The following is a 14,730-nucleotide window of genomic DNA, read 5'->3' as shown; positions in this document are numbered from 1 at the left end:
ACGAATTCCAGACGCAGATTCATGGTGTCTCTCGGGTTCCAGGGCATAACCGGCTCCAGGCGATTCGCTCGCCCAGAGTGTTACCCATGTCTCCGCACACCTGTTACCCATGTCTCCGGTCCATACACGGCGGCAAAGAAAGGGAGTGCCGCCCCGCACAGGGGCAACACCAATAAACCACAAAGATTTCAAGGAAAGGCCCACACGCCAAGGCAACCAAACCATCCCGCCAAAACACCCAAAACCCGCCCGCCCGCCAGGCGCCGCTTATAATCAACCATTCTCAGCATTCACCAGCCGAACCGACACAAATGAGCGAGACCCCGAGCGACACCACCTCTACGCTTGCCAAAAGCTTTGAGCCCCACACGATTGAAGCCCACTGGGGCCCCGAATGGGAAAAGCGCGCCTACGCGACGCCCACCATCGAGGAAAACCGGAAAGATTTCTCGATCCAGTTGCCGCCGCCGAACGTCACAGGCACCCTCCACATGGGCCATGCGTTCAACCAGACGATCATGGACGGCCTGACCCGCTATCACCGCATGCTCGGCGAAAACACCCTGTGGGTGCCGGGCACGGACCACGCGGGCATCGCCACGCAGATCGTCGTCGAACGGCAACTGGACGCGCAAGGCATCTCGCGCCATGACCTCGGCCGTGAAAAATTCGTCGAACGCGTCTGGGAATGGAAGCAGGAATCCGGCTCGACCATCACGAACCAGGTGCGCCGCCTGGGCGCTTCGATCGACTGGTCGCGCGAATACTTCACGATGGACGACAAGATGTCGGCCGCCGTGCGCGACGTCTTCGTGCGCCTGTACGAACAGGGCCTGATCTACCGCGGCAAGCGCCTCGTGAACTGGGACCCGGTGCTGCTCACCGCCGTCTCCGATCTCGAAGTCATCAGCGAAGAAGAAAACGGCTCGCTCTGGCACATCCAGTATCCGCTCACCGACGGCTCCGGCCACTTGACGGTCGCCACCACGCGCCCGGAAACCATGCTTGGCGACACCGCCGTGATGGTCCACCCGGAAGACGAGCGCTACGCGCACCTGATCGGCAAGACGGTCACGCTGCCGCTGTCAGGCCGCGAAGTGCCGATCATCGCGGACGATTATGTCGACCGCGAGTTCGGCACCGGCGTCGTCAAGGTCACGCCCGCGCACGATTTCAACGATTATCAGGTCGGCCTGCGCCACAAGCTGCCGATGATCGAAATCCTCACGCTCGACGCGAAGGTCAACGACAACGCGCCGGAAAAATACCGCGGCCTCGACCGCTTCGAAGCCCGCAAGCAGGTGGTGGCCGACCTCGAAGCGCTCGGCGTACTCGAATCGGTCAAGCCGCACAAGCTGATGGTGCCGCGCGGCGACCGCACGGGCGTCGTGATCGAGCCGATGTTGACGGACCAATGGTTCGTCGCCATGAGCAAGCCGGCGCCGGAAGGCACCTTCAATCCGGGCAAATCGATCGCCGAAACGGCGCTCGACGTGGTGCGCAGCGGCGAAATCAAGTTCGTGCCGGAAAACTGGACCACCACTTACTATCAGTGGCTCGAAAACATCCAGGACTGGTGCATCTCGCGCCAGCTCTGGTGGGGCCATCAGATTCCGGCGTGGTACGGCGAAAACGGCGAAATCTTCGTCGCGAAGACCGAGGAAGGCGCGCGCGCCAAGGCCGCGGCCGCGGGCTACACGGGCGCGCTCAAGCGCGATGAAGACGTGCTCGACACGTGGTTCTCATCCGCTCTGGTGCCGTTTTCGTCGCTCGGCTGGCCGAATGAAACGCCGGAACTGAAGCACTTCCTGCCGTCGTCGGTGCTGGTCACCGGCTTCGACATCATCTTTTTCTGGGTCGCGCGCATGGTCATGATGACCACGCACTTCACCGGCAAGGTGCCGTTCGACACGGTCTATGTGCACGGCCTCGTGCGCGACGCCGAAGGCCAGAAGATGTCGAAGAGCAAGGGCAATACGCTCGATCCGATCGATATCGTCGACGGCATCGGCCTCGACGCGCTGGTCGCCAAGCGCACCACCGGCCTGATGAATCCGAAGCAGGCCGCGTCCATCGAAAAGAAAACCCGTAAGGAATTCCCCGACGGCATCCCGGCATTCGGCACGGACGCGCTGCGCTTCACGATGGCGTCAATGGCCACTCTCGGGCGCAATGTCAACTTCGATCTGGCGCGCTGCGAAGGCTATCGCAACTTCTGCAACAAGCTGTGGAATGCCACCCGTTTCGTGCTGATGAACTGCGAAGGCCACGATTGCGGCTTCGGCAAGCCGGAACAATGCGGCGAATGCGGCCCGGACGGGCACCTGCATTTCTCCCAGGCCGACTACTGGATCGTCTCGCGGCTGCAGCGCGTGGAAGCGGAAATCGCCAAGGGTTTCGCCGACTATCGTTTTGATAATGTGGCCAACGCCCTATACAAGTTCGTATGGGACGAATACTGTGATTGGTATCTGGAGCTCGCGAAAGTTCAGATCCAGACGGGTCAGCCGAACCAGCAGCGCGCAACTCGCCGCACGCTGTTGCGCGTGCTCGAGACGGTGCTGCGACTGGCGCACCCGGTGATTCCGTTCATCACCGAAGCGCTGTGGCAAAAAGTGGCGCCGTTGGCCGGGCGTTATCCCAAGGACAAAGCCGAGGGTGAAGCGTCCATCATGGTGCAGCCGTACCCCGTCGCCGAACCGTCGAAGATCGATGAAGACGCAGAGCAGTGGGCGGCCGATCTGAAAGCAGTGATCGATGCGTGCCGGAACCTGCGCGGCGAAATGAATCTGTCGCCGGCGGTCAAGGTGCCGTTGCTCGCTACCGGCAACGCGGAGCGCCTGCGCACCTTTGCTCCGTACGCACAGGCATTGGCCCGTTTGTCCGAAGTGCAGATCATTGCCGACGAGGCAAGCCTGGATGCGCAGGCGGATGGCGCGCCAATTGCTATCGTTGGGAATGACAAGCTCGTGCTGAAAGTGGAAATCGATGTGGCAGTCGAGCGCGAGCGGTTGTCGAAGGAGATTGCGCGGTTGAGTACGGAAATCGTCAAGTGCAACGGCAAATTGCAGAACGAAAGTTTCGTTGCCAAGGCACCGCCGGCAGTCGTTGAGCAGGAGCAGAAAAGACTGGCAGAATTCGAAGCGACAGTGGGCAAGCTGAAAGCCCAACTGGCGCGCTTGCCGGTTTGATCACGCTCCGTGCCCGTCCCAGGCGGCGGGCAAGGACCGATCGCTAATTCAGAGGATTCAGGGTAATCACATGCTAAAAGTTACAAAGGCGGTTTTTCCGGTAGCAGGTCTTGGCACCCGGTTCCTCCCTGCCACGAAGGCGAGCCCGAAAGAGATGCTTCCGATTGTCGACAAGCCGCTGATCCAGTACGCGGTGGAAGAGGCAATGGCGGCCGGCATCACCGAAATGATCTTCGTCACGGGCCGCAGCAAGCGCGCGATCGAAGACCACTTCGATAAGTCATATGAAATCGAGGCCGAACTCGAGGCGCGCGGCAAGGACAAGCTGCTGGAGCTCGTGCGCAGCATCAAGCCGAGCCATGTGGACTGTTTCTACGTACGTCAGCCGGAAGCGCTGGGCTTGGGCCACGCGGTGATGTGCGCCGAAAAGCTGGTGGGCGACAACCCGTTCGCCGTGATTCTCGCGGACGACTTGCTGTACGGCACGCCGCCCGTCATGACGCAGATGATCGAGGTGTTCGACCACTATCACAGCTCGGTGATCGGCGTCGAAGAGATCCCGGCTCAGGAGACGAAGTCGTACGGTATCGTCGACGGCAAGGAGTGGGAAGACTCGATCATCAAGATGTCCGGCATCGTCGAAAAGCCGGAGCCGAGCGTGGCGCCGTCGAATCTCGGCGTGGTCGGCCGTTATGTGCTGAAGCCGCGCATCTTCGACCATCTGCGTGCGTTGAAGCCGGGCGCGGGCGGCGAATTGCAGCTCACGGACGCGATTCAGTCGCTGCTCGCCGACGAACAGGTGCTGGCGTACAAGTATCACGGCACGCGTTTCGACTGCGGCAGCAAGCTGGGTTATCTGAAGGCAACCGTCGAGTTCGCCTTGCGTCACCCGGAAGTGGCCGCCGATTTCGAAGAATATCTGCGCACCCGTTCGCCGGTGCTGGAAGGTTGAGCGGCTGCGAGCCGTTAGCCACCCGGTAGCGTTGGACCGAAGTTAAAAGGCGCTGTGCCCGCGTTCGTGGGCACAGCGCCTTTTGTTTTCTGGCGATCGCTCGGGGGCGCGCGCTGGTACGTCGAGGTCAGCGGCGCTTCATCAGGAAGGTGAAAACCTTGTCATGCGCGGAGCTTTCGACGATTTCATTGCCGGTTTGTCTCGCAAACGCGGCGAAATCGCGCTGCGAGCCCGGATCGGTGGCGAGCACCTTGAGAATCTGGCCGCTTTCCATGTCGGCGAGCGCCTTCTTGGCGCGCAAAATGGGCAGCGGGCACATGAGCCCGCGTGCATCGACTTCCTTGTGAATCTGAATTTGCATCGACGATGACCTTCGGGGGAGTGGGCGTGGTTTTTGACGCCGGTGGGTCAAATTCTACAGCAGGCTTATTGTGGTTGCCGGGAGGTGGGTTTTTTGGCTGTTTGGTCGCTGTTTGGTCTCTGGGTGGGCCTTTCCTTGATTTGTTTGTGGTTTATTGGCGTTGCCCCTGTGCGGGGCGGCACTCCCTTTCTTTGCCGCCGCAAAGAAAGGAAGCAAAGAAAGCGGCTTCACACCGCCAGCTTATAAGCGGGTCCCCAGGCTTGGAGGAGGCAGTGGCGCATCTGGAATCTGTGCCCTCGCGCATTCGGAGCTTGTGACAAGGCAGTCATACCGCCCGCCTCGCGCTGCGCGCTCGCCGGAGCGGTCCGTCCAAAAACCCGTCGCCGCGCGTGTGCGCGGTGCGGCCACCGGCTTCGCCCCGGCGATGCCGCGAAACGGCCGGCGGTTTTGAAGGCGGCAGCCGCGGTGGGCGGAGCCGGCACCACGGGAAATGCCGTCGGACGTAGAAAATGGCGGGACGAAAACAGTCGCACGCGCGAAAGAGGTCGAGCCCCTGGCAAGCCGCCCATGCGGGAAATCCGTCCACGACTCATTGAACGCTTGGCATCGAAACGACCGACGTCTTGCAGAACGACCGCGACGGCGCGCGCAGCGCCGCCGGAAGAATGAGCGCCTTGTCACGAACGCGGAAGGCGCGAGGGCACGGATTCCAGATGCGCCACTACCTCCTCCAAGCCAGGAGACCCGTTTACCGGCTGGCGGTGTGAAGCCGCTTTCTTTGCTTCCTTTCTTTGCGGCGGCAAAGAAAGGGAGTGCCGCCCCGCACAGGGGCAACGCCAATAAACCACAAAGATTTCAAGGAAAGGCCCACCCACTCAGCAAGCAAACCCACCCCGCCAAGCAGGCAAAAAATCGCCCCCCCGTCCGGGGCATATAATGTCGAACGACCCGCCGCCCCTCCGAAAAAATGCCCGACCTGCTAGCCAATCTAAACCCCGAACAACACGCCGCCGTCACGCTCCCCAACGAGCCCGCCCTCATTCTCGCCGGCGCGGGCAGCGGCAAGACCCGCGTTCTGATCACCCGCATCGCGTGGCTCATCCAGCACGGCCTGGCGTCGCCCGCCACGATTCTGGCGGTGACCTTCACCAACAAAGCCGCCCGCGAAATGATGTCGCGTCTGTCGGCGCTCCTGCCGATCGACACGCGCGGCATGTGGATCGGCACCTTCCACGGCCTGTGTAACCGCATGCTGCGCGCGCATCACCGCGACGCGGGACTGCCGGCCACCTTCCAGATTCTCGATACCGCCGACCAGCTGTCCGCGATCAAGCGTCTGATGAAGGGCCTCAACATCGACGACGAAAAGTACCCGGCGAAAAATCTCCAGTACTTCATCAACAACGCGAAGGAACAAGGTCTGCGGCCGAAAGACGTCGACGCGACCGACAACTTCAACCGCAAATTCGTCGAACTCTACGAAGCCTACGACCAGCAGTGCCAGCGCGAGGGTGTGGTCGATTTTCCGGAACTGCTGCTGCGCTGCTACGAACTGCTCGCGCACAATCCGCCGCTGCGCGCCCACTATCAGGCGCGCTTCCGGCACATTCTGGTCGATGAGTTCCAGGACACCAACAAGCTGCAATACGCGTGGCTCAAGATGCTGGCGGGCCAGACCAACTCGATTTTCGCCGTCGGCGACGACGACCAGTCGATCTACGCCTTCCGTGGCGCAAACGTCGGCAACATGCGCGACTTCGAACATGAGTTCAACGTCCGTCATCTGATCAAGCTCGAGCAGAACTACCGCTCGCATGGCCATATTCTCGACGCTGCCAATCAGCTCATCGCCAACAACTCGCGCCGGCTTGGCAAGAATCTGCGCACCGACGCGGGTCACGGTGAACCGGTTCGCGTGTATGAATCCGCGACCGATTCGCAGGAAGCCGGCTGGATCGTCGAGGAAATCAAGGCGCTGATCAGCACCGGCACGTCGCGCAGCGAAGTGGCGATTCTGTACCGCAGCAACGCGCAGTCGCGCACGATCGAACACACGCTGGTCAACGCGGGCATTGCTTATCGCGTGTACGGCGGCTTGCGCTTTTTCGAGCGCCAGGAAGTCAAGCACGCGCTCGCCTATCTGCGCCTGATCGACAATCCCAACGACGATACCGCGTTCGCCCGTGTCGTCAATTTTCCGACGCGCGGCATCGGCGCGCGCTCCATCGAGCAACTCGCGGACGCGGCGCGTCAGTACAACTGCTCGATGGCCACGGCGATTCCGTACGTGGCGGGCAAGGCGGGTTCGAGCCTCGCGGGCTTCGCCAATCTGATCGGCAAGATGCGCGCGGAAACGCAGCAGATGAGCCTGCCGGAGACCGTCGAATACGTGGTGCGCACGAGCGGTCTCTCGGAGTTCTATCAGAACGAACGCGAAGGCCAGGACCGGCTGGAGAACTTGCAGGAATTGGTCAACGCGGCCGCCGCGTTCGTCAGCGAAGAGGGCTACGGCATGGACACGCCGGCGCGCTCCATTCCGCTGCGTCCGGGCGCGAGCGCCGCGCCTGAGCTGGCCGTCGCCACCGACGATCCGAATACCGTCGTGCTCGACGCGCCCGGCATCGCCGACCCGGCACAGAACCCGGACACGATGACGCCGCTCGCCGGCTTCCTGTCGCACGCATCCCTCGAAGCGGGCGACAACCAGGCGCAAGCCGGTCAGGAAGCCGTGCAACTGATGACGGTGCACGCGGCGAAGGGCCTCGAGTTCACGGCGGTGTTCATCACCGGTCTGGAAGAGGGGCTGTTCCCGCACGAAAACAGCGCGATGGAGTCGGACGGTCTGGAAGAAGAGCGCCGCCTGATGTACGTGGCGATCACGCGCGCCAAGGAGCGGCTGTATCTGTCGTTCGCGCAGAGCCGCATGCTGCACGGCCAGACCCGCTACAACATCCGCTCGCGTTTCTTCGACGAACTGCCGCAGGAAACCCTCAAGTGGCTCACGCCGAAGGTCGAGGCGGGCGCGCGCTGGGGCGGCCGCTCGGACAACGCGGGTTACGGGCGCGACTGGTTCGCGCGGCCGGGTTATACGGGTCCTGCATCGTCCACGCCCGCGCAGTTGCCTGCGTTCGCGAACGAACAGCGTGCGGCGGAAACGGGTTTCCGCGTCGGCCAGCAGGTGTTCCACACCAAGTTCGGCGAAGGCACGATCACCGCGCTCGAAGGCGGTGGCACCGACGCGAAAGCACAGGTCAAGTTCAAGCGGCACGGCGAGAAATGGCTGGCGCTCGCGGTCGCTAAATTGCAGGCGGTGGAATGAGCGGCACGGGCGCAGACGCGCCGGGTGCGGGCGTCGGGGCATCTGGCGTCGACGCGGCGGGCGAAGAGGCGCATGGCGGTGGAACGGTGGGCGTCGAGGCTCACGGCGTGGAAGCTGCCGGCTTGCCAGCGGTTGTGGGTGACCCGTCAGCCGCAAGCCTGTCCGCGATCGATCCGAACCGCAGCGGCGCGCCGGTTTCGCATCGGCCGCTCGGCATTCTGGCGGCGTTGCCGCAAGAACTCGGCGATCTGATTGAAGCAATGCGCGCCGAGTCCGGCGTGCGCACGATCACGCACGGTCAGCGCGACTATCACCTGGGCAGCGTCCACGGCGCGCCGTGTGTTGTAACGCTGGCACGCGTCGGCAAGGTCGCGGCGGCGGCCACGGTCAGCGCGCTGATCCATGCATTCGACGTCGAGGCGATCGTCTTCACGGGCGTGGCCGGCGGCGTGGGGCGCGAAGTGCGAGTGGGCGACATCGTGGTCGCCAACGCGCTGTTGCAGCACGATCTCGACGCATCGCCGCTGTTTCCGCGTTTCGAAGTGCCGTTGCTGGGCATCTCGCGCTTCGACGCCGATGTGACGCTCGCCGATCAGCTCGCCGCAGCCTGCGAGCGGTTCGTCGCGGAAGAGGGCGCGGCCTCGGCGGCGCGTTTCGGCACGCGCGAGCCGCGCGTGCATCGCGGTTTGATCATCAGCGGCGATCAGTTCGTGGCCAGCGCCGCGGGCGTTCAGGCCTTGCGCGAGGCGTTGCCGGATGCGCTCGCCGTGGAAATGGAAGGCGCGGCGATCGCCCAGGTCTGTTACGAATACGGCGTGCCGTGCGCAGTCGTGCGTACCGTTTCCGATACCGCGGACGATCACGCGCCCGAGTCTTTCGTGTCGTTTCTCACGGCGATCGCGGGCACGTATTCGAACGCGATTCTGACGCGGTTTTTAGAAGCGCGTAGTTCGACAACCTGACGGCCGGCGTCGCGGCGCGCATGTCGACGCATTGATAACAACGCGCGCTTCAGCCACGGCGCAGCCTTGCAAGCTATTTCCCCCCGGCGTCGTCCAATGCCTCGCGCACCTGCTGCAACGCCGCCGGATCTTCGATTGTCGGCAGATCGCCCGGCTCGCGTCCCTCTGCGAGCGCCGCGATCGCGCGGCGCAGCAGCTTGCCGGAGCGAGTCTTCGGCAGCATCGACACCACTACGACCCGTGACGGACGCGCAATCGCACCAAGCTGGCGGTCTACCGTCGCCGTAAGTTCGCTTTCCAGTTTGCTGCGCTTTTTCGTGTCCGCGTAAGCCTGCGCGTCGCGCAGCACCACGAAGGCCATCGCCGCCTGACCCTTGACCGGATCCGTTACGCCGACCACCGCCACTTCCGCGACGGCCGCGTGGCTCGACAACGCTTCCTCGATCTCGCGCGTGCCGAGCCGGTGGCCGGCGACGTTGATCACGTCGTCGGTACGGCCGAGGATCGTCACGTAGCCGTCTTCGTCCTGCACGCCCCAGTCGAAGGTCGAATAGACCTGCTGGTTCGGAATGCTCGACCAGTACGTGCTGACGAAGCGTTCGTCATCGCCCCATACCGTCGACATGCAACCCGGCGGCAGCGGATAGTCCAGCGTCAGCACGCCCTTTTCGCCGGGCGGGCAGGGCTCGCCGCTCAACTCGTTGCGCAGGGTCAGATTGAATCCCGCCGACGGCACACCGGGCGAGCCAAGCCTGGTCGGCAGTTCTTCGACGCCGCGCGGAATCGCCAGCATCGGCCAACCGGTTTCGGTCTGCCAGTAGTTGTCGATCACCGGCTTGCCGAGCGCGCCGGCGATCCAGGCGGCGGTCGGTTCGTCGAGCGGCTCGCCCGCGAGGAACAGCGCGCGCAGGCTCGTCAGGTCGGCTTGCTTCAGCAGCGCCGGATCCTGTTTCTTCAGCACGCGCAAGGCGGTCGGCGCGGTGAACATCAGATTGATCCGGTGATGGGCGACGAGACGCCACCATATGCCGCCGTCCGGACGGATCGGCGTGCCTTCGTACATCACGGTGGTGAGGCCCGCGAGCAACGGCGCGTAGACGATATAGCTGTGGCCGACCACCCAGCCCACGTCCGACGCGGTGAACATCACGTCGCCCGGCTTGCCCTGAAAGATGTGCTCCATCGACGCCGCCAGCGCGACCGCGTAGCCGCCGACATCGCGTTGCACGCCCTTCGGCTTGCCGGTCGTGCCCGACGTGTACAGCACGTAGGACGGCTCGTTCGATTCGAGCCACTCGCACGGCACATGGGCGTCGAAAAACTGCTCGCGCAACGGTTCGTAGGGGACGAGATAACTGGCATTGAGCCGCTCGGGCGCGAGTTGCCGGTCGATCAGCAGGACATGCGGCGTCTTGTGTTTCGCGCGGGCGAGCGCTTCGTCCATCAGCGGCGTGTAGTCGATCACCTTGCCGCCGCGCGCGCCGGCGTCGGCGGTGACGATCAGCACCGGCTTCGCGTCGTCGATGCGGGCCGCGAGATTCGGTGCCGCGAAGCCGCCGAACACCACCGAGTGAATCGCGCCGAGCCGCGCGCAGGCGAGCATCGCGAACAGGGCCTCGGGGATCATCGGCAGATAGAGCAGCACCACGTCGCCGCGCTTCACGCCGAGCGAGCGCATGACCGCCGCCATCCGGTTGACCTCGCCGTACAATTCGGCGTAGGTGTAGCGCCGCTCGATGCCGGTTTCCGTCGACACATACACCAGCGCGTTCTGCTGCGCGCGCTCGGCCAGATGGCGGTCCACCGCGTTATGGCACAGGTTCGTGCGGCCGCCGACAAACCAGCGCGCGAACGGCGGATTCGAACGGTCGAGCACCGTCTCGAACGGCGTGTGCCAATGGATGCGCCGCGCTTCGTCGCGCCAGAATCCTTCCGGGTCTTCGATCGAACGGCGGTGGAAGTCGCGATAGCTTGTCATCTGCGGCGATCCTTCTGCTGCGTGGGTGAACGGATGTCGGGTCGTGCGGCCGTGTGGCGCGGCGCGAGGGCAGGGCGTGTGTCCGCACAAGCATAGAGCAGGCGTGGCTCGGCGGACAACGCGGGTTCACCATGAGCGGTGCGGCGTGGGTCGGATTTGGGGAGAAGTCGCGCTTCCGACAGCACGCCACCATAGTCGCCGGCCTCTCGCACAGACAAAGCAAAAGGCGCCGAAGCGCCTTTTTCACCAGACCTGCGGTCAGTCGGCCCTCACGCCTTCGCGCGCTTGCCTTCCACATCCGGCAGGAACACCGTCAGCACGCCGATCACCGGCAGGAACGAGCAGACCTTGTAGACGTACGTGATGCTGGTGGCATCGGCCAGTTGCCCGAGCACCGCCGCGCCGACCCCGCCCATGCCGAACGCGAAGCCGAAGAAGAGGCCCGCGACCATGCCCACCTTGCCGGGGATCAACTCCTGCGCATACACGAGGATCGCCGAGAACGCCGAGGCCAGCACCACGCCGATGATCACCGTCAGCACGCCGGTCCAGAACAGATTGGCATACGGCAGCAGCAGCGTGAACGGCGCCACGCCGAGGATCGACACCCAGATCACGTACTTGCGGCCGATCTTGTCGCCGATCGGACCGCCGATCACCGTGCCCGCCGCGACAGCCGCGAGGAACACGAACAGATGGACCTGCGCGGCCTGCACCGGCAGATGGAACTTGTCGATCAGATAGAACGTGAAGTAGCTGTTGATGCTCGCGAGATAGAAGTACTTAGAGAACACCAGCAGGATCAGCACACCCATCGCGAACATGACCTTGTTGCGCGAGAGCGTGGCGTGACCGGCGACGCTGCGCGCCTTCTTCACCGACGGATGCGCCTTGTACCAGCGGCCGATCTGCGTCAGCACGACGATCGCAACGAGCGCCGCCACCGAAAACCACGCGATGCTGCGTTGACCGTGCGGAATCACGATCAACGCGGCGAGCAGCGGCCCGAGCGACGAACCCGCGTTACCGCCCACCTGAAACAGCGACTGTGCGAGCCCATGACGGCCGCCCGAGGCCATGCGTGCGACCCGCGACGATTCCGGATGGTACACCGAAGAACCGCAGCCGACCAGCGCGGCCGCCACCAGCAGCACGCCGAAACTGGGCGCGACCGACATCAGCAGCAGACCCGCGAGCGTGAAGCCCATGCCGACGGGCAGCGAATACGGCTTCGGATGCTTGTCCGTGTAACTGCCGACGAGCGGTTGCAGCAGCGACGCGGTGATCTGATAGGTCAGCGTGATGAGGCCGATCTGGCCGAACGACAGCGAGAAGTTGTCTTTCAGCATCGGGTAGATCGCCAGGATCAACGACTGGATCATGTCGTTGAGCAGGTGCGAGAAGCTGATCGCGCCGAGCACGGAGTAGACCGTGCGCTGCACCTTGGCGGCGGGTTGCGCGGCGCTGCCCGCGCCGGTTCCTGTTGCCGTGCCAGCTCCGGCTGGCGCGCCGGCGAGGGCGCTTTTATCGAGGCTCGTTTCCATACGCTAGATGAGTGAGAAGAAAGAGAGATCTGAAGCCGGTAAGGCGCTGTTTGAGCAAGGTTTTCGACGCTGCGGCATTTCGACGCGGCGTTTGCGTCGGCAACTATTCGTCGAAGTTTAATGTGGCCTGACCGAATTGTAAGGACAAGTTTTGTCGCGAATCGGACACGCGCTGCTGATAAGGGCCAGAGACTGTGCGCCGAAACCGGGAACCGCGCGCACCTCGACGGTGCTGGGCACGCGCGTGCTGCCACGATCGCGCGCGGCTGGCAAGTCGGCTGATATATGCCGACCGGCGATTTTTGGCCATGTATAAAACGGTCGCGGGCGCGCGGCTCACAAAGCGGCGCGTCGAGGACCGGGCGACACTTGCGGCGAAAGCCGGCCGGCATTTCGCGAGCGACGTTAAAGATCGCGGGCGTTCTTGCCGTAGACCCGGAGAGATAAGAAGCAATGCCGGAACCGACCTTTCCGGCAGTTCTAAACGTGGGGACGGGGAATATGAAAGCAGTTTCGCTGGGCAGCCAGACGGGTGCGGGATTCGTTGCGGAGGGACAAGCGGCGGGCCAGCCGCCGCGTGGCCAGAGCAGCCGCTCGCGGGCGGTAAGGCTCAAGGGTTTGTCGGTGAAGGCGATGTTGCGCCTCGCGTTTGCCGTGCTGCTGGTCGGTACGCTGCTGATCGGCGTGTTCTCGCTGACCCAGATCAGCCGTCTGAATGCGTCCGCTCAATCCATCTACGATCAGGGACACGTCGCCAGCCGCGCCGCGGAAGAAGCGCGCGGCTACATGCTACGTGCGAGCCGCGCTCAAAAAATGCTGCTCACCGCGACCACCGCGAAGGAGCGCGATGAACTCGGCACCGACATCGAAGCGGGCCTGAGCGGTCTCGCCGCGCAACTCGGCACGCTGCAACAGTACGTCGACACGTCCGACGCGAAGGCCGTCGATCAGCAGAAGAAATTCGCCGCTGCCGTGACGGTGTGGAGTGCGCATCTGCGCGACTTCGTGACGCTCGTGAAAGCGCAGCCGCTCGATCTCTCGCAGATGAACTGGCAGGTCGGCACGCAGGACGTGTCGATGCTGGTCGAAACCGGCAAGCTGGAAAAAATGGTCGACGACCTCGTCGCGCAGCGCGGCACGGCGGCCAAGGCGACCATCGAGGCGTCGGGCTTTATTTACCACTCGTCGTTCGTGATGATCGCGGTCGCGACGCTTGGGCTCATCGTGCTCGCGTTCGGCATCAGCGAGTGGGTGGTCCGGCGCCTCGCCGGCCAGCTCGGCGGCGAGCCCGCATATGCGAAGGAAATTGCCAGCCGGATCGCGGCGGGTGATCTGTCGATCGAGATCGCGCTTGGTCGCAAGGACAAGTCGAGCATGCTGTTCGCGCTGCACGACATGCAAAGCGGCCTCGCGACCACAGTCGCGGATATCGCGTCGAGCGCGGATGCGATTGCGACGGCGTCGGGTGAGATTTCGATGGGTAATCTCGACCTGTCGCAGCGCACCGAGCAGCAGGCGATGGCGCTCGAGCGCACGGCTAGCAGCATGGAGCAGTTGACGTCGACGGTTCGCCAGAACGCCGATAACGCGAAGCAGGCGAGCACGCTGGCCAACAACGCGTCGGAGATCGCGGAGAAGGGCGGCGCGGTGGTGAGCCGCGTGGTCGCGACGATGAACGATATCAACGACAGTGCGCGCAGTATCGGCGACATCATTGGGGTGATCGAAGGGATTGCGTTTCAGACCAATATTCTGGCGCTGAACGCGGCGGTCGAGGCTGCGCGGGCGGGTGAGGAAGGGCGCGGGTTTTCTGTTGTTGCTGCCGAGGTGCGGAATCTGGCTCAGCGGAGTGCTGCGGCTGCCAAGGAGATCAAAGGCTTGATCAGTACTTCGGTCGAGCGGGTTGGCAATGGGTCGGCTTTGGCCCAGGACGCCGGACAAACCATGGATGAAGTAGTCAAGGCGGTGAAGCGCGTCACCGACATCATGGGCGAGATTTCGGCGGCTTCTTCCGAGCAAAGCGCGGGGATCGAAGAGATCAACCTTGCCGTGACGCAGATGGATTCCGGGACGCAGCAGAACGCGGCGTTGGTGGAGCAGGCGACGGCGGCGGCCAGGTCGCTGGACGATCAGGCGCGAGGTCTGAAGGCGATGGTTGGGAAGTTCAGGTTGTGAGTTTGGCGGGTTTTTGCCCTGGCGGGTGGGGTTCTTTTGGGATGCTTAGGGTGTTGGCCTTGTTTTGCTGGTGGTCTATTAGCGTTGCCCCTGTGCGGGGCGGCACCTACTTCTCTTTGCCGCCGTGTATCGACCGGAGACATGGGTAACAGGTGTGCGGAGACATGGGTAACACATGATCCGCTCATTCCTGCTGGTTCAGGTTGATGGTTCCGAAACGGTGATGCGCAAAAAACAGGTCGTAGCAG

General features: G+C 63.5%; 8 protein-coding genes. 5 read left to right on the top strand and 3 right to left on the bottom strand.

The genetic code is table 11. The features are described 5' to 3' along the window. The first annotated feature begins 311 nt into the window (after positions 1–311). Positions 312–3,191: a valine--tRNA ligase gene (locus B0G73_RS39425; RefSeq protein WP_106286427.1), complete on the top strand. Its 2,880-nt coding sequence runs from the start codon at positions 312–314 to the stop codon at positions 3,189–3,191. Positions 3,192–3,261: 70 nt separating this feature from the next. Beyond that, positions 3,262–4,143: a UTP--glucose-1-phosphate uridylyltransferase GalU gene (gene galU / locus B0G73_RS39420; RefSeq protein WP_116117836.1), complete on the top strand. Its 882-nt coding sequence runs from the start codon at positions 3,262–3,264 to the stop codon at positions 4,141–4,143. A 127-nt stretch (positions 4,144–4,270) separates the two neighbouring features. Here galU and B0G73_RS39415 read toward each other — a convergent pair whose 3' ends face one another. Further along, positions 4,271–4,498, bottom strand: coding sequence for a sulfurtransferase TusA family protein (locus B0G73_RS39415; protein WP_041759012.1), 228 nt, complete (start codon positions 4,496–4,498; stop codon positions 4,271–4,273). A gap of 973 nt (positions 4,499–5,471) precedes the next feature. Between B0G73_RS39415 and B0G73_RS39410 the strand changes: the two genes are divergently transcribed. After that, positions 5,472–7,823, top strand: a complete 2,352-nt coding sequence (locus B0G73_RS39410) for a UvrD-helicase domain-containing protein (protein ID WP_106286426.1) — start codon at positions 5,472–5,474, stop codon at positions 7,821–7,823. Beyond that, complete coding sequence (locus tag B0G73_RS39405) at positions 7,820–8,785, top strand: 5'-methylthioadenosine/adenosylhomocysteine nucleosidase (RefSeq protein ID WP_106286425.1); 966 nt, start codon at positions 7,820–7,822, stop codon at positions 8,783–8,785. Before B0G73_RS39410 ends, B0G73_RS39405 begins: the two co-directional genes overlap by 4 nt. 73 nt (positions 8,786–8,858) lie before the next feature. Here B0G73_RS39405 and B0G73_RS39400 read toward each other — a convergent pair whose 3' ends face one another. Together B0G73_RS39400 and B0G73_RS39395 are read right to left on the bottom strand one after the other, a co-directional pair. Further along, a complete protein-coding gene (locus B0G73_RS39400) occupies positions 8,859–10,853 on the bottom strand; it encodes a propionate--CoA ligase (RefSeq protein WP_374957060.1) in 1,995 nt (664 codons plus the stop codon). 179 nt (positions 10,854–11,032) lie between these two features. Further along, a complete protein-coding gene (locus B0G73_RS39395) occupies positions 11,033–12,307 on the bottom strand; it encodes an MFS transporter (protein ID WP_106286423.1) in 1,275 nt (424 codons plus the stop codon). Positions 12,308–12,808: 501 nt separating this feature from the next. Between B0G73_RS39395 and B0G73_RS39390 the strand changes: the two genes are divergently transcribed. Next, entirely contained in the window at positions 12,809–14,482 is a 1,674-nt protein-coding gene (locus tag B0G73_RS39390) for a methyl-accepting chemotaxis protein (protein WP_106286422.1), read from the top strand. The last annotated feature ends 248 nt before the right edge of the window (positions 14,483–14,730 follow it).

Origin of the sequence: Paraburkholderia sp. BL25I1N1, assembly GCF_003002025.1 — a bacterium.
GTDB lineage: Bacteria > Pseudomonadota > Gammaproteobacteria > Burkholderiales > Burkholderiaceae > Paraburkholderia.
Note: the sequence above shows the minus strand (reverse complement) of the source record. Positions and strands in the feature narration are given on the sequence as shown.